Origin of the sequence: Vibrio sp. CyArs1, assembly GCF_022432925.1 — a bacterium.
Taxonomy (GTDB): Bacteria; Pseudomonadota; Gammaproteobacteria; order Enterobacterales; family Vibrionaceae; genus Vibrio; species Vibrio mediterranei.
Genome location: NZ_JAKRBO010000001.1, coordinates 190,392 through 206,748, shown reverse-complemented (window position 1 = coordinate 206,748; position 16,357 = coordinate 190,392). Strand labels below are relative to the sequence as shown.

The window sequence follows — 16,357 nt, the reverse complement described above, 5'->3', positions numbered from 1 at the left end:
CCTATGCTAACGACTGGTCATCTGACAGTTTGGTTTGGATTTCCGACATAAGCTCTCGGAACATGTTCAGATAAACAGGCTGTTTGTATGCAGCTGACCAACGTCCACCAATTTCTGTTTCGATAATGTCTGATAGCACGCTGATAGCACGGCCAATAACCTGCTCGTCTAACGTGGTTTCACACAACACTTCTTCTACTTGATACAAGCGTCGTGGATAGCTAAATAGCGCGCCATCAACAAGACGACACTCTTTGACTATGCCCTGTTCGACGTTCATCAAACAGCTCAAGCTCAAACGTGTGATGTTCAGTGCATTACGACGTCCTAGTTGAACGTACTCGGTTAGCTCAAATGGTTTATCTGGAATCGTAAGAATGATCTTAGTCAGTAGCTCATCTGGTTGAATGTCCGTGCGATAACCGCCTTTAAGAAGCTCAGCTATAGGTAAGCGTCTCACTTGTTTTTCAGACGCTAGCTCAATTTCTGCCTTGTAAGCGATCAACGGAGGAATTGAGTCGGCACATGGTGCTGCATTGGCGATGTTGCCGCCTAATGTTGCACGGTTTCTGATTTGTGTTGAACCTATGGTTTTGCATGCGGTTGCTAATAATGGGAAGTGGTGACGTACTTCTTCGTGCTCCACGACATCAGTGATGCATGCACCACCACCAATCACTATGCTGTTACCTTCGTGAGTGATAGTTTTTAGCTCTTTGAGGCCCGTGATATCGAGTAGTGGTGCTGCGGTTTCTTGCAAACGATGCTGAACAAGCACATCGGTACCACCCGCTAAGATAGTCATTGAACCTTGCTGCATTAACGACAACGCCTCACCCAAGGTTTCAGGTCTAGTCACATTGAGATCGCACAAGCGGTTCACTTGATGATGGTTGTCACCGCTGCATAAGAGTTCGCTTTGACGCACTGGCTTTTTAAGGTTGTAGCCTAAGTACACTTGCTCCAGTGTCAGTGGTAACGTTCTATGACGTTTTTTAGTGGCAAACGCAACAGCATTAACGATGGCAGCAGCGGCGAGCTCTGCGGCAGGTTCACCAATACTTTTCGCGCCGTAAGGGCCTGCTGGGTCGGGATTTTCTATCGCGTGGATATTGAGGTTGGGAATATCTTTGATGGTAGGCATTAAGTAGGTGTCGAAGTTATCGGATTTCACTTCGCTCTGTTCGATATTGTAGTCTTCTAAAATACCGAATCCGATACCTTGAGCGATACCGCCCGCTACTTGGCCTTCAAAACCGACAGGGTTAATAACCTTACCTACATCGTGTACTGCGGTTACCCCAAGTACATCTACTTTACCGGTTGAGGTGTCTACTTTTACTTCTGCAACTTGGCAGCCGTAAACCCACGTAAAGTATGGTGAGCCTGTGCCCTTCTCTTCATCCCAGTGAATCGGCGGTGGATCGAACCAACCATAGGCCGCAAGGTTAATCCCTTGCTGACGACAACGTGAAATCGCCTCTTGCAGTGGCACTTGAATATCAGACTGTAAGTTCGATTTAATCTGACCGTTTCGCCATGTGGTATCTTCAATTCGCGTGACTTTGAGGTCGGATTTTATGGTATCAAACAAACGAGCTCGGATGGTTTCTGCGCCGAGTTTCACCGCATTACCGCCTGTCATTGTGGCGCGAGATGCAACGGTTGGTCCGCCGTCAGCGATTAGGCTGGTTGGCGATTCTGAGAAACGCACCATATCCAAAGGCACACCTAACACTTCGCCCGCTATCATCGCCATGGTAGTTTGCAGGCCTTGTCCGTTTTCGCACACACCAGTTGAGATATTTAGACTGCTGTCTGCATTTAACGATAACAACGCGGTGGAGTTATCCGCACCTTCCGCACCTAAAGAGCAGCCACGATAACTAAGTGCTAAACCAATACCATATTTGATGGGCGAATTGACGTTGTTCTTAGCGTTCATTTCCGCCATACGCTCATAGAACTGAGATTTTTCCGCTGCGGTTTTCAATACTTCTGATGCTGAAACCGTATGCTGGTCAAAACACTGTCCTGTCATGCTCAAAGAGCCTTGTTTCAGAACATTGCGTTCACGCACCGTAATTGGGTCGATATCGCATGTTAGTGCTATCTCATCCATCAAGGATTCGTGAGCGAAAATAATCTGAGGAGAACCAAAACCACGCATTGCACCCGATACGCTGTTGTTGGTGTAAACCCCTGTCACGTCTACTCGAACATGGTCAATATCATACGGACCCGCGGCTTGAACTGAAGAGCGCCAAGTTACAAACGGCGTACAAGTCGCGTAGGCACCAGCATCCGCGATAATATTGATTTTAATCCCTTCAATTTTACCCTCACGCGATACGCCGACTTTGTAGCGCATAGTGTATGGGTGACGTTTGGTACTTTCGATAAGTGACTGCTCTCTGTTATAGGAGAACTTGACTGCGCGTTTGGTAAGGTAAGTGGATAACGCCGCTCGACAAGCAAGATGATCAATGGTGTCATCTTTACCACCAAACGAACCACCAAGCACAGAACGCTTCACGTTGATAGTTGCTTGTGGAATACCAAGGAAACCGGCGACAAAGCTTCTTACTCTATGAGGGTTTTGAATTGAACCAACGATAGTCAGCTCGTTATTATTGGGGTCTAGATAAGTGGTTATTGATTCTGGCTCAATATAGCCATGTTCTTGATAGTGCGTTTGATAGGTGTGTTCGATAACCACATCGGCCTTCGCAATGGCCTTATCTGCATCACCTTTAACGGTGTGGTGAGTGTTAACGACATTAGAATCTTTATCCGGATGAATCAGTCTTGCATCACTTTCTAACGCTGACTCTGGATCAGTAACGGGCTGAAATGGTTCATATTCGACTCGGATCTTTTCACTTGCTTCACAAGCAGTCTCATAACTGTCTGCGATAACGAGTGCAATAACATCACCACTAAAACGTACCCATTCCTGACATATAGGGTAAAAGTCTCGAATGATCACCCCAACTTTGGGATCTCCTGGAATATCGTCATAAGTAATGATTCGTTCGACTCCAGGGACTTTCATTGCGTCCGAGGTATCTAAAGAAAGAATTCTACCCGCAGGTATATCTGTGTAACGGCAAACTCCGTGAAGAGAACCCGATATGTGAACATCGTCGCCGTAAACTGCCGTACCTTCTACTTTGGCTCGTCCATCTACTCGAGGCATTCTGCTGCCTAAGCCAGCTTCATTCATAATAACTCCCTCTTGGTTGAATGAGGTGTGCATCACGATTCGCGGCACGCCCACGAAATAGAGCAGTAAAGCAGGCGTGCCGGAAAGCTAGATCAAAGCATTTATCAAGCCATTAATTCCATAAAGTCAATCGTCAGCATAAATATTCTTGTTAAAAATGAACTACCTAAAAAACTGTGATGGAGATTTTATTTATCGGTTGATATAACGGCGATATATATCTTAGCTATAAAATACTCGAATCTAAGTTAATTTATTTATAAACCTGAAAATTGCAGATTATCATTGTGAGACTATCAATTTGATAGCCTTGCGGGTTGATAGACTCATTTCGAGAAACTCTCATTTTCTGACATCAAATGGGAATAATGCTTATTTATTCAAAAGTGCGTATTGATAAATATGTGACCCAGATACCAAAGCTCTGAAAATTGACAGGCGTGTACATTTGTCTCTGACCTAAATCAAACTCATAAGGAGTAATTAAAAATAGAATGTCATTCTCTTAATAACGATTAAAACATTATGCCTGAAACTAAGAACGCTTCCGAACTCATGGCTATACAGCCAACCATCATCCGATTCACCCAGATGCTGTCTACCGTTCTCAAGGTGGATGCTGAAGTGGTTGACGCGGATTTGGTCCGTATCGCGGGAACAGGCCCCTATAGCCAATTTTTTGGAAAAAAACTCAACGCCAGCTCACGACTTTTTAGATATATCATTGAAACAAAAGAAGAAAAAACACTCATCAAGTCTCAAGCCGATCCGCTCTGTGCCGAGTGCACAACTAAGGATGCGTGCCGAGAAACTGCCTTCCTAGGTGTTCCTATTCTTCTTGAAGATCGTTGTATTGGCGTAATGAGCCTTGTCGCTTTTACAGAAGAATCTCAACAGACTATTAAAGACAACGCGAAGCTTTTTTCCGACTACATTAAACATACCGCGCAACTTGTTGTGGCAAAAGTCACAGAAAACCAAACACCGAATAAAGGCCTTGAAGATGTCTTTATTAACTTAATAGACAATATGGACCAAGGAGTTTTAGTTCTTGATGAAAATAACTACGTTAAATATGGCAATCAACCTGCCCTAGCTAACCTGAATATTACTATTCAAGAACTGCCAGAAAAGAAAATAAATATTAGACCTCTATCACAATGTCGCGGTAGTAATGATCATCAACAGCAACATATTGTTTCGATTGGTCGTCGAGAAGAATTATTAGTGGGGCAATTTTATAATTGTCGAACTCATAAACTATTCTTAATGTCATTCTACCAACCACATAACCCTGTCCTACCTTACGAGACCAATGCCATATTTGCCGAAGTCATCGGTGAAAGTGCAAAAATGCAAAAGCTGAAAGGACTCATGTCACGCATTTCTAAGAGCCCATCGAGTGTTCTTATTAATGGTGAAAGTGGTACAGGTAAAGAAGTCATCGCCAACGCTGTTCATAAGCTCAGCGGACGAGCACAAAACCCGTTTATTGCTATCAACTGTGCAGCGATCCCGGATCAGCTACTGGAAAGTGAACTATTTGGTTATACCAAGGGCGCCTTTACCGGTGCGTCCAGTAAAGGCCGAGTCGGTTTAATCCAAGCCGCAAACAATGGCACACTTTTCCTAGACGAAATCGGCGATATGTCGATGCAGTTACAAGCGAAACTGCTTCGTGTACTAGAAGCGCGCGAAGTCATGCCAATTGGCTCTAACAAAGCCACTCCAGTGGACATTCGAATCATTTCTGCGACCAACCGAAACTTCGCCGAGATGATTGCTACTAACAAGTTCCGTGAAGACCTTTACTACCGACTTAACGTTATTCCTTTGCAACTACCTGCATTGCGTGAGCGCGAAGGTGACGTACCTCTGTTGGTTAATCACTTTATGGACATACATACCCAAAAACTGGGTACCAATTACCCAGGTATGTCTGAAGAAGCTATGAGCTGTTTAACCAGTTACCACTGGCCGGGCAACGTTCGTGAATTGAGTAATTTAGTAGAGTATCTGATTAATATCGTACCGGAAGGCGAACAGATTGATGTTGACCTTCTCCCCCCTCACTTTGAAGCACATCAACCCGAGCCCAAACCTAGCCCTATTCAGGATTCAGGAATGAGCTTAGAAGACATGGAACGAGTCAGAATTGAAGAAGCAATTGGCCGACTAGGAAACCGCAAATTAGTTGCGGAAGAACTAGGCATAGGAATTGCTACTCTTTATCGAAAACTCAAAAAATATGGTCTGAACGAGAAGTGCTATAGCTAACTATTTTCGACAATCTCTTGTTGAACGCTCTCAATAGCTAAAATGGGGCGCTGTAATAACCAAGTCTGTACTTGGTTATTGCCTCATTGATGCTTCTCTCCCTAATTCACTTACGTACGGAGTTGTTGCTATGGAAAATATCGCGCTTACCCAATACAGTCATGGTGCCGGTTGTGGCTGTAAACTGTCACCGAAAGTCCTTAACCAAATTCTCGCCTCCTACACACCTACGCCAAGCAGTGATCAATTAATCGTTGGCAACCTTAGCCGTGATGATGCCGCGGTTTATCATATTGGCGATGGACACTGCGTTATCAGTACCACCGACTTTTTCATGCCAATAGTTGACGACCCGTTTGATTTTGGCCGTATTGCTGCCACTAACGCTATTAGCGACATCTATGCGATGGGTGGGAAACCTATTATGGCGCTAGCGATTTTAGGCTGGCCTATCGACAAATTGGCTCCAGAGATTGCAGGAAAAGTTATAGAGGGAGCACGCAGCGTCTGCCAAAAAGCAGGTATTGAGCTTGCGGGCGGCCATTCCATTGACTCCCCAGAGCCGATATTTGGCTTGGCCGTAACCGGAACTGGCAAGTTAGATCAAATCAAACAGAATTCAAAAGCCACCGCAGACTGTGACCTCTTTTTAACCAAACCTCTAGGTATCGGTTTATTAACCAGTGCTGAGAAGAAAAAGCAGCTTAAACCAGAACATAAAGGACTAGCAGTGAAATGGATGTGTGAGTCCAACGTGATTGGTCAGCAGCTTGCTGAGTTTTCACAAGTAAAAGCTATCACAGATGTAACGGGGTTTGGCTTACTTGGCCACCTTATTGAAGTCTGTAATGGTTCCAATCTAGATGCCCATATCGATTTACCTGCGATACCTCTGCTACCTGGCGTTGAGGAATATATTGAGTTAGGCACCATACCTGGAGGCACTCACAGAAACTATGACTCAGTCAAACATATGCTGGGTGAAATAAGCGACTTTGACAAAGCCATCTTATGCGATCCACAAACTTCTGGTGGCCTGCTTCTCGCAGTAGAAAAGAGCGGCGTAAACGATATGCTGAACTTCTGCAGAAGTTGTGGTGTTACGGCAACAAGAATTGGGTCACTGACTCAGCCAGCCAATAGTCAGCAACCACAAATTAAAATAGAACGTTAATAGTCACAAGATGGGAGACATTTGTACTGCACTTGTCTCCCAAAACAACCAGCCGACCATGATATAAAAGCTTGAAATAGCGAAAACCGCGACATAACCCCACATCCATTGTTTCTCTTGGTTTTTATGTCGACGATGAAGTAAAGATTCCAGTTTAAACCAAGCGCTTTGACCGAATACGACCACTAAGCTTAATGATAGAAAGCTACCGAAAAAGCTCGCCAGCATCAAACCTAACGACAACTGCCAGCCAAACCAAAGCATACTGAAAAGCCCTATCAATGCCGAGCTGCTGCAAGGTCGCAATCCATATAATATAACGTTTGAGAAATTCCATGTCGCCACGGTACTGACTTCAGGTTCGTGTGGCCGTTTTTGTTTGATACAACCTTTAATCAAATAAACGACGCCAAGCACCACCATACCAGCGCCAACAAACTGATTAATGGATGCAACCCAGCCTATGGAAGCCCGATACCCAATAGATAAGAACTGGTTGGCAAGCAAAACAATGGAGATCGTCACTGCTGCTTGCAACATATTGATAAGTAGGCTTAACCAAACTAGTTTCCATCGGCTTAAGGTTGAGCTTGTTGCGAGCAACATCACCGCACTTTTGCCATGCCCCGGCCCCAAAGAATGAGTAAAACCATAAGCAAAAGTACACAGTGCAGTAACAATGAGTGCCTGCCAGTCGCCAGAGTCAACCAGATCCAAGTAGTCAGATAGCTGTTCTAGTAGCGATCGCTGTATCGAAACAAACACCCATCTAAGGGAGTCAATGTTCTCGATCACACCCATAATCACGGCGACAAAAACGGCCAATATTAGTGCCAGCGTTAAAGCTTGAATCCAACGGTTCAAGCTATTCACAATGTATGCTCACTTTCTGACTAAAATGAGCACCAAGGTCGTCATCCCCTTGTTCATCAATGCCTAATGAGTTCGCGTAATCAAGGATTTCTTGAGACGGATTTGGGGTTTCAAGGGTAGTCTTGCATTTGCCACTTACGTCTGGACTAAGCGTAACGGTCGACGGGTCTTTCCAAGAAATATCGATGAAGTAGGTATTATCGTAAACCTGAACATCCAGCTCCTGAGTCGATACATCGATAGCGCGAGATAACGGCAATGTAAAAGTCAGTACCATACGTCGTCCTCGCTTAGTTAATGCGTAGACCTCTGGCAAACGAAACTTAAGCGGTTCGCCATCAACATACAAATAGGTAAAGTAATGTGTATTCAAAAGATTCGACATCAACCTTACCGCTTCTTTATGCGCTTTTTCTTCGCTATCAAACACTGAAAAATCGCCGTCTAGCGCATAGGCGCTGGTGAAAGGATCAAACACCCATTCCATGCTGATGCTATCCACCAGTGTCCCTTTGCCATTGATCGTTAACTGGTTACCTATCCACGAATGTGGGTGTGCGTTGACGTTGGTCGCCAACGTCAACAAAACCACAAAGAATACTCCCTGCCAGTTGAAAGCTCTCAATGCGAACCGATTAAACATGGCGTTTTTCTTGAACCGCCGGAATATCGCCTTCGTTACCAACAAGTTGGTCAAATTCCGAAATTCGCGCAATAAACGCAGGCTTATCCTTTGGTGGTATCGACGTTGCCATCGGCAAGTTAGCTGTAATTGGATCAACTGCACGATTTCGTACTAGCACTTCAAAGTGTAAATGGGGCCCCGTTAAGCGCCCAGTTGCTCCAGATAAAGCCACTGTCTGACCACGCTTAACATGGTCACCACGTTTAACAAGAATACGCTGCAAATGTAAGTATCGTGTTTTGTAGACACTGTTATGCTCAATAACTAAATACTTGCCCGCGTAAGGGTGGTTGCGCACGGCAATTACCTTACCATCACCAGTCGAATGAACGGGTGTGCCGACAGGTGCTGCAAAGTCAGTACCGTTATGTGGTGAAATACGTCCAGTAACAGGATGGATGCGTCGTGGATTAAATGGTGAGGTAATTCTTCTGAACGGTTTCGCAACGGGGTAGCGGTCAAAGGCTTGCTCTAAACTGTTACCTTCACGATCATAGAAACGACCGTCTTCAGCCAAGAACGCAGCGACTTCTTTTCCTCTAATCGTAATCGAGATACCTTGTACTTCGGTATTGCCTGTTAAGTGGTTACGCAGGTATTGCTCATTGACCAGAATGTTAAAGGTATCACCCGCTCTGAAATCTTTGGCGAAGTTTATTTTGTCTCTTAGGACTCGGGTAATGTTGGCGATCTGTGTGATCGTTAACCCTGCTTTATGGGCAGAGCTCGAAAAGCTGCCAATTACTTCTCCAGAGAAGAGATGTGTCTTCCACTCACCTTGTTCTTCAATAAATTCATAGCTGTAGCTGCCATCTTCCAAGCGTTTGTATACAGCCCTTTCCACTAAGCTTTCATGATAGGTTAATTGCTTGAGCTGGTTAGTGTTTCGATCTATCACCATTTCTAGGTGGTCGCCAGGCTTAATAGTGTCGAGTTTCAGCGAGTTTAAATCGGCCTCTAGTAGACTTTGCAGAGTGTTATACGACAAGTCCCAGGCATTAAAAATGGTGCTTAACGAGTCACCAACTTTAACGATGTAATGGACTTTAGCAAGGTTAGGCTTTTCTGCTTGCAGCGATGTCGTTGGGGTTGAAGCGCTAATTTCAGGGTTATCGAGCGTAGATTTGTATGGTGTAATTTTAATGGTTACAGGTTCAGGTTGAGGCTGTTCTTGTTCAAGTGAGAGGTACGCTGCGAGGGAAAATGAGACAGCAGCGATAGCAAACAAGACGTATCGTGGAGACTTCATAGGATAACAATAACTAAAACACAATTGTTATGTTATAACATCACTCTCGCTAATAATAAACACTGTTTATGTCAGAATATGTATCATAGTAAGCACTACTCACCAAGTCAGCGATTGTTAGAAAAAAACCTTGCTATGAATCAAAGCAAGGTCCTCGTCATTTAATACGGGCGACTTAATGTATCTATGGCACACCGTGACCTTTTGCTGCAACCCAAACTCTGAACCACTGTTCACGAGTAAGTTCTATTTCTAGAGAAGCAACGGCTGCTTTAACTCGTTCAATTTTGCCTGAACCGATGATAGGTAAAGGATTCGAAGGAAGACGCTTAACCCACGCATAAATCACCTGATCGATGCTGGCCGCCCCTACTTCGTTGCGAATTGCCTCAAGTTCTGCTCGGACTCGCTTCGCTTGTTCCGATTTGCCGTTGAAGATTTCTCCACCAGCAAGTGTTGACCATGCCATTGGCAACACACGAAGTTGTTGCAATTGATCTAGCGTACCGTCATGAGCCACTTCAAAATTAAGCGGGTTAATTTCTACTTGGTTAGTCACTAGTGGTTTGCTCAAACGCGATTGCAGCAATTCAAACTGGCGTGGCGAGAAGTTTGAAACGCCGAAGTGTTTGACCTTACCAATCTTGTATAGTTCATTAAACGCATCAGCAACTTCATCAGCATCCATTAAAACGTCTGGACGGTGAATTAACAGTACATCTAACTCGTTTACGCCCAAGCGTTGTAACGAGTTATCTACTGACTCATAAATATGTTTTGCACTGGTATCGTAATGGTTGATCTTACGATCCGGGTATTTATCTGAGCACAGTTTGATGTCGCATTTTGAGACGATTTGAATCTGTTCACGGACTGAGCTATCTAGCGCTAACGCCTCACCAAACAAACGTTCGCACTCATAGTTACCGTAGATATCAGCATGATCAACAGTAGTAACACCGAGTTCAATATGCTGTTTAAGGAAGGTCAGACGTTGTTGCGGTGTCATTCCCCAATCGGCTAATCGCCAATACCCCTGAACCAGTTCTGAAAACTCTGGTCCATTTGGCGCCATTGTCACTTTCGAAACAGCTGTAACATTCGAAACCATTGGTTATCTCCTTATTTAAGTCTGCCAACATCCTATGCTTGTTTTACCTAGCTCTCAACGGGTAAACTTCGAAAAAACGAACTAGAGTACGAAGTTGTGAGCTTTGCAGACAGACTACAAGAATTGATTGGACAAGAGAGTGTTAGCGGATTTGCTCGACGTGTCGAGCTATCAGAAGCACTCATTCGCAAATACTTAAAAGGTAGTGAACCAAGCTTAGCAAAAGCAAACCAAATCGCCATGAAAGCCAACTGTTCACTCGAATGGTTAGCGACAGGATGCGGATACCTGTACCGCCAGGCCGAAGTTGTCGATATGGAAGCTTACCAACTGGCTTACGAGGCCGTTAACGGCACTCGCCTAGCTGAAAAGGACATTTTCGAGCATCGTAAGCTCATCACTGCTTATCAATATTTACGCGCGACCAAAAAGCCAGATGGATATTTGGATCAATCAGGCATGAAACGACTACTGACTTCGCTTGCTGAGTTATGAATACACTCAAAAATCCCTCATCTTTATTACCGAAATACCACTAAGAGTAACATTTCACTAACAACCATTCGTTTTATAAAAAGTACAACCCTCCTTCTATATGCCTAGCTCATACATGAGCAATCATCGGTCCTATAAATGTGACCGAGGTTAAACACACGTTTGAAAAAAATATCTTACACTAAATATAAATAACGTATTTATTAATAAAGTGGGAAACCATCAACAAAGATTAATTAATCTGCTCCAAACTATGTCCCCTAATAGTGGTATTCAAAAATAGATTTATTTTTGAATGGGGATTCTTTTATCCAAAAAACGGAAATTATAAAAAGGAATAACTATGAAAAGTCTATTCAAACTTTCTACATTAGCTGTAAGTGTATTTGCTGCCTCTCAAGTTAGCGCTATCGAATTATATAATAACGAAGGCACTGAACTTACTATGTATGGTGCGATTGCTGCACAAGTGAGTAAGTACAATTATGATGAGTCCACACCAATGGGCTCCGATCTGGCTTATGGTCTAAATAACGACTCTACATTTATCGAAGATCCGGGGTCTTACGTTGGATTTGATATCAGTCATACACAGGGAAAGTTTAAAGGCGTAGCCAAGATTGCGTTCGATGTTAATTTTGGGACGCAAACCGACGTTAATGGATATGGAGATAGTTTAGAGGCACTTACCGCAAGACAAATTTACGCTGGTTTCGGTCATGAGGACTTTGGTACCGTGACGATTGGCCGTCAGGAAAGTCCTTATATGAAAACTGACAAAGGCTATTACTCATACTGGGCTGGTGGCCTTAATATGATGCAGTCTGATGAGTTAGGAAGTCGTCGTGCTCCAAATACTGTCGTTTGGCAAAACGATTTCGATAATTTGTATTTAGGATTGCAATATCAAGCACGCAGAGATGTAGAACAAATTGCTTTTGGTAACGGATTAAACTTTGGCTCATTCATAGTTGGTGGCACGCTAGATAGTAACTTTGATTTGGAGTCACGTTCTAAAATCACCATTAAAGATGGCTTTGGGGGCGCAATCGCCTACACCTTTGATTTCGGAACATACGTGTCTGCTGCTTATAACCAAGCAAATGATATCAGCGGGAATTTTATCGATATCTTAGGCAGCGCCACCGGTACAGCAGACAATGCCGAAGTGAAACAATATGCGTTGGCTGCTGAGCATCACTTCATGGATGGGGCAATTTCTGTCTCTGGACGATATGAGCACTTCGAAGCAAAAGATGGTAGCAGCAGCCCAATCTTCGACAGTAAAACTGACAACTTCGGATTAGGTGCTAACTTTTACTTTACAGAATCAATGCGAATCTACGGAAGCTATGAATACGCGAAAGAAAACAACAATCTGACTGGCAGAACTCAATCTGAAGCAAACATCTACAACGTCGGTTTTGGTTGGGCTCCAGTAGCATGGGGAGAAGTATATTTAGAAAGCTACTACGACGATGTGCAACTTAACGACAGTATCGATTACGAAAACTTCCCTACAAGTGCAGACACTGAATCCAAAGGCGCTCACTTCTTCCTAGGCGCAGCTGTTTTCTTCTAAATAGTGACTAAAATGTGACCTACTTAATGCCTCCTTCTCTGGAGGCATTTTTACATTCCAACCACATTTCACCCCTGATATTTCAACATACCTAAATCAGCGACAGATTTCTTTACTCCCCTCAACCCTAATCCATTCATTAATTCTATAAGTAACAGTCATTACCATAGTCTAATTAATTACATAAAAAATTATAAAACTATAAGTTGTGATTTGTACCATGAATAATTCCACACCATTTAATTAAACTTCGGTCAGCCAACATATTAATACAGAGGGACATAATAACCCAAACAAAAACATAACAAATTCAAACATAACAAATATAGAAAAGATAATTAAATACTATGACACGCTAGCGTTTAAAACGTAGGCAGTGACTTTTGCAACCTAATTATAAGCTTAAGAAACATGACTAAACTGAACCCTATTTTCCTAGCACTTTTGGCAACTTTTTCTTCCAATGCAATAGAGCTTTACAACGATGAAGGTACCGAGCTATCAATTTACGGGGCGATAGCCGCGCAGCTTAGCCGTTATGATTACAACTCAGCTACCGCCATGGGTAACGCCAATGGCTACAACTACAATAGCGATGTTATCCACGTAGAAGATCCTGGCTCATATTTGGGCTTCGATATCTCCCACACCCATGGGCACTTTAAAGCCCTCGTAAAACTGGAATGGGACGTTAACTTTGGTACTCAATCAGATACATCGGACATTGCATTACAGCAACGCCAAACCTATGTTGGCTTCGGCCATGATATTTACGGACAAGTAACTATTGGCCGCCAAGAAAGCCCTTACATGAAAACAGACAAGGGCTATTACGCATATTGGGCTGGTGGCTTAAATATGATGCAGTCTGATGAGCTGGGTAGCAGACGAACCAAGAATACTGTTGTGTGGTCAAAAGAGTCAGAGAATTACTATGTTGGACTGCAATATCAAGCCAGTCGTAATGAGGACCAAATCTCGTTTGGTAATGGCCTTACTTTGGCTCCGTATATGCGCCTGTTGAGACGCGCCCTACTATCACCATAGATAATGGCTTTGGTGTCGCTGCAACCTATACTTTGGATTTCGGTACTTACCTAGCGGCGGCATATAACCAAGCCAATCATATTAATGGCGAGTTTATCGACTTACTCGGCATACCAGACCCAAGTGCCAGCCTGACAGCAACGGATGCAACCATTAAGCAGTATGCCGTTGCTTTCGAACATCATTTTTCTGAGGGATTACTCTCTGTCTCCGGACGCTACGAACGATTTATGTCCGAAGATGGCGCAACCAATCCGGCGTTCAAAGGCACCACGGATAATGTTGGTCTTGGTGCAAACCTATATGTAGCCGAAAATATCCGTCTCTATGGCAGTTATGAATGGGCGTTAGATAAAGATGACTTGGCTAACAAGACCAATACTAAAGTGGCGATGATTAATTTAGGTGCAGCTTGGGCTCCTGTTCCGTGGGGAGAAATCTATGTTGAGGGTTACAGAGACGATGTCACACTCAACGACACGTTAAATTGGAATACGAATCAACCGACCGACTATCGGGGTTCATCCAATCATTTCTTCTTAGGCGCGGCAGTGTTGTTTTAAAAACGAGGGATAAACAAAGTGGAGCAGCTTAGCCTCTGCTCCACAACATAACACCATTCAAACCACCATCATTTATTGGTGGTCTTTCGAGTAAGATCACAACAACCTGCTATTATTTTACATAGAGTTATATTGAGCAAATAATAGACAACAAGGAAGGTAGGTATGTACGATCTAAAGAAAGAGTATGACCAGTTTGGCCCCTGGTTGATCGAAATAAAATCGCAAGAAGACATTCCACCCCAGTTCTCAGAACAGCAGCATTTCTTTGAAGACGCGGTATACAGCTTTAAGATTCCTGTGCATCAAGAACGTAGAAATATGAAGCCAGGCATGTTGCTTTATCCCGAAGTTGTCATCATTCAACAAGATTTCATCATGCATTTGAAGATTGATGGTGAGCGGATTCAAGCCGAGAAAATGTGGTACACCGATGTGTTGTTCCTCACTCATGGCGGTGATTTGCTCGACAACTACATTGGCCTTCAATCGATTCAAGGCGAGATGATCATCAAATACAACCTCGTATCTCAAGACGTTGCCAGCCATGTGATAAAACTATTGCGTGAAATTGTCTCTCCGAGAACCAGTTACCCTATTTCTACAGAACTAAATGACGCGAGTTTGTTGGACAAAGTGACCTACAGTTTCTATTGTGGCACCGAAAAGCTATTAGAGCCGCTGCACATACTGGCTTACCAAAGCGAAATGATGCTCACAGAGAGAAAACGCACGAGCATCATGGATCTTTACCATAATTTCGTGCAATACAAACTGTTACGCTCAATGATTATGACCGATGGCGTTGATTTGATTATCGCTAACCAAGGTAAACACATCATCGATGTTAAAGATGCCAACTATAAATTTGGTCACACCTTTATTCGAATCGGCTTGATTGAAAAAGTATCGCTAGAACCTCATCCTCACTTCCCTGAGCTAAACTCGCTCATTATTAAAGTAGGATTATGCGAGTTTACTTTAGCTGTCGATAAAGCCTTCTCTATCAATAAAGTCAATGAGCTACTTCTTGCCACTAAGCAAGTGAACGAACCAGCCTAATATGTTAACTACACTAAGCGTTCTTCCTAACCGAATTAGGGAGAACGCTAACCACACTGCTGTTGTAGCCAACTTGCCAGCTTCTTAATTTCTGGCTGTCGGGCACGACTCTTCTTGTAAACGAAATAGAAATTGTCGCCCGTTTCTAATCCATGTGATGGGATCACGACCAAATCTTGTAAGTCTCGCTCAGTCATCATGTAACCATTAGCGAACGTAATTCCTTGGTCATACTTCGCCGCTTCTACGGCCAGCAACATATGGCTAAAGTGCTGCATATCAAGGTCTTTTGGCATGGTAATACCGCCTGCTTGACACCATTTTAGCCAGTCTTTACCTCTTTCTCTAAATACAGAATCCGTCGACAAAATGGGATAGTTCCAAAGCGCCTCAGGAAGGTTTTTTCCATCTATCTCCTTCCAGATTTTATGGCTACAAACTGGGTAGAGAACTTCGTTGTACAAAGACTCGGCAACAAAATTCCTTCTAGGTTTCTCTACAGTAATAAAGCAATCACCTATGTTATCTGATAACTCAGGATCTTCCGCTACCATGTTTAGTGTCAGCTCGATTTCAGGATATAGGCGCTTAAAATCAGACAACCTTGGAATCAACCACTTTACGGCTAACGAACTGTATAGCGCTAAACGGATCGTGCCACGCTCCCCTTCCCTAATTCTCTGGCTGGCCTTCGCAATAGACGCAACGGCAGGGCTAATCTCTTCCAAATAGCTTTCGCCAATTTGAGAAAGTGACAGCTTTCTCCCTTGTCTAATAAACAGCACTTCGCCTAAATACTCTTCCAATAAACGAATCTGATGACTGATGGCACTTTGGGTCACATTGAGCTCTTCAGCGGCAAGTGAAAAGCTTAGGTTTCTTGCTACAGATTCAAAACAATGGACAGCACGTAACGGAGGAAGTTTCATTATCTAAATAACTCATACTAAGTGAATATTTATCATTTCACTTCATCCTAGGTCATCTCGTATGCTCTCGTAAAGAGGAAGAGG

At 43.5% G+C, this 16,357-nt stretch carries 13 protein-coding genes; 7 read left to right on the top strand and 6 right to left on the bottom strand.

What is annotated here, in order from left to right; genetic code table 11:
- Position 1: 1 nt before the first annotated feature.
- The gene (locus MMA19_RS00905; RefSeq protein WP_240205249.1) at positions 2 to 3,226 is read right to left on the bottom strand and encodes a molybdopterin cofactor-binding domain-containing protein; all 3,225 of its coding nucleotides are present in this window, start codon (positions 3,224 to 3,226) and stop codon (positions 2 to 4) included.
- A gap of 525 nt (positions 3,227 to 3,751) precedes the next feature.
- Here MMA19_RS00905 and MMA19_RS00900 point away from each other — a divergent pair.
- Together MMA19_RS00900 and selD are read left to right on the top strand one after the other, a co-directional pair.
- Positions 3,752 to 5,503: a sigma 54-interacting transcriptional regulator gene (locus MMA19_RS00900; protein ID WP_236109552.1), complete on the top strand. Its 1,752-nt coding sequence runs from the start codon at positions 3,752 to 3,754 to the stop codon at positions 5,501 to 5,503.
- Positions 5,504 to 5,633: 130 nt separating this feature from the next.
- The gene (gene selD / locus MMA19_RS00895; protein WP_240205248.1) at positions 5,634 to 6,677 is read left to right on the top strand and encodes a selenide, water dikinase SelD; all 1,044 of its coding nucleotides are present in this window, start codon (positions 5,634 to 5,636) and stop codon (positions 6,675 to 6,677) included.
- Positions 6,678 to 6,680: 3 nt separating this feature from the next.
- Here the strand turns inward: selD and MMA19_RS00890 are convergent, their stop codons facing one another.
- From MMA19_RS00890 to MMA19_RS00875, 4 genes are all read right to left on the bottom strand, one after another.
- Entirely contained in the window at positions 6,681 to 7,550 is an 870-nt protein-coding gene (locus MMA19_RS00890) for a hypothetical protein (RefSeq protein WP_124941981.1), read from the bottom strand.
- Positions 7,543 to 8,193, bottom strand: a complete 651-nt coding sequence (locus tag MMA19_RS00885; RefSeq protein ID WP_006073561.1) for a DUF1007 family protein — start codon at positions 8,191 to 8,193, stop codon at positions 7,543 to 7,545. The genes MMA19_RS00890 and MMA19_RS00885 overlap by 8 nt, the downstream gene beginning before the upstream one ends.
- Positions 8,186 to 9,484 (bottom strand): peptidoglycan DD-metalloendopeptidase family protein, encoded by a 1,299-nt coding sequence (locus MMA19_RS00880; protein ID WP_124941980.1) that lies wholly within the window; start codon positions 9,482 to 9,484, stop codon positions 8,186 to 8,188. Before MMA19_RS00880 ends, MMA19_RS00885 begins: the two co-directional genes overlap by 8 nt.
- A 184-nt stretch (positions 9,485 to 9,668) precedes the next feature.
- A complete protein-coding gene (locus MMA19_RS00875; RefSeq protein WP_124941979.1) occupies positions 9,669 to 10,595 on the bottom strand; it encodes an aldo/keto reductase family oxidoreductase in 927 nt (308 codons plus the stop codon).
- Between the two features lie 96 nt (positions 10,596 to 10,691).
- Between MMA19_RS00875 and MMA19_RS00870 the strand changes: the two genes are divergently transcribed.
- The 5 genes from MMA19_RS00870 to MMA19_RS00850 all read left to right on the top strand — a co-directional run bounded on the left by MMA19_RS00870 (position 10,692) and on the right by MMA19_RS00850 (position 15,344).
- On the top strand, positions 10,692 to 11,090 hold the full coding sequence (locus MMA19_RS00870) for a hypothetical protein (RefSeq protein ID WP_006073566.1): 399 nt from the start codon (positions 10,692 to 10,694) through the stop codon (positions 11,088 to 11,090).
- Positions 11,091 to 11,433: 343 nt separating this feature from the next.
- Entirely contained in the window at positions 11,434 to 12,672 is a 1,239-nt protein-coding gene (locus tag MMA19_RS00865; RefSeq protein ID WP_240205247.1) for a porin, read from the top strand.
- 411 nt (positions 12,673 to 13,083) lie between these two features.
- Positions 13,084 to 13,719 (top strand): hypothetical protein, encoded by a 636-nt coding sequence (locus MMA19_RS00860; RefSeq protein WP_240205246.1) that lies wholly within the window; start codon positions 13,084 to 13,086, stop codon positions 13,717 to 13,719.
- A 32-nt stretch (positions 13,720 to 13,751) separates the two neighbouring features.
- Complete coding sequence (locus MMA19_RS00855) at positions 13,752 to 14,282, top strand: hypothetical protein (RefSeq protein ID WP_240205245.1); 531 nt, start codon at positions 13,752 to 13,754, stop codon at positions 14,280 to 14,282.
- A 165-nt stretch (positions 14,283 to 14,447) separates the two neighbouring features.
- Entirely contained in the window at positions 14,448 to 15,344 is an 897-nt protein-coding gene (locus tag MMA19_RS00850) for a hypothetical protein (protein WP_240205244.1), read from the top strand.
- A gap of 47 nt (positions 15,345 to 15,391) precedes the next feature.
- Here the strand turns inward: MMA19_RS00850 and MMA19_RS00845 are convergent, their stop codons facing one another.
- Positions 15,392 to 16,273, bottom strand: a complete 882-nt coding sequence (locus MMA19_RS00845) for a LysR substrate-binding domain-containing protein (RefSeq protein ID WP_006070437.1) — start codon at positions 16,271 to 16,273, stop codon at positions 15,392 to 15,394.
- Positions 16,274 to 16,357 lie beyond the last annotated feature (84 nt).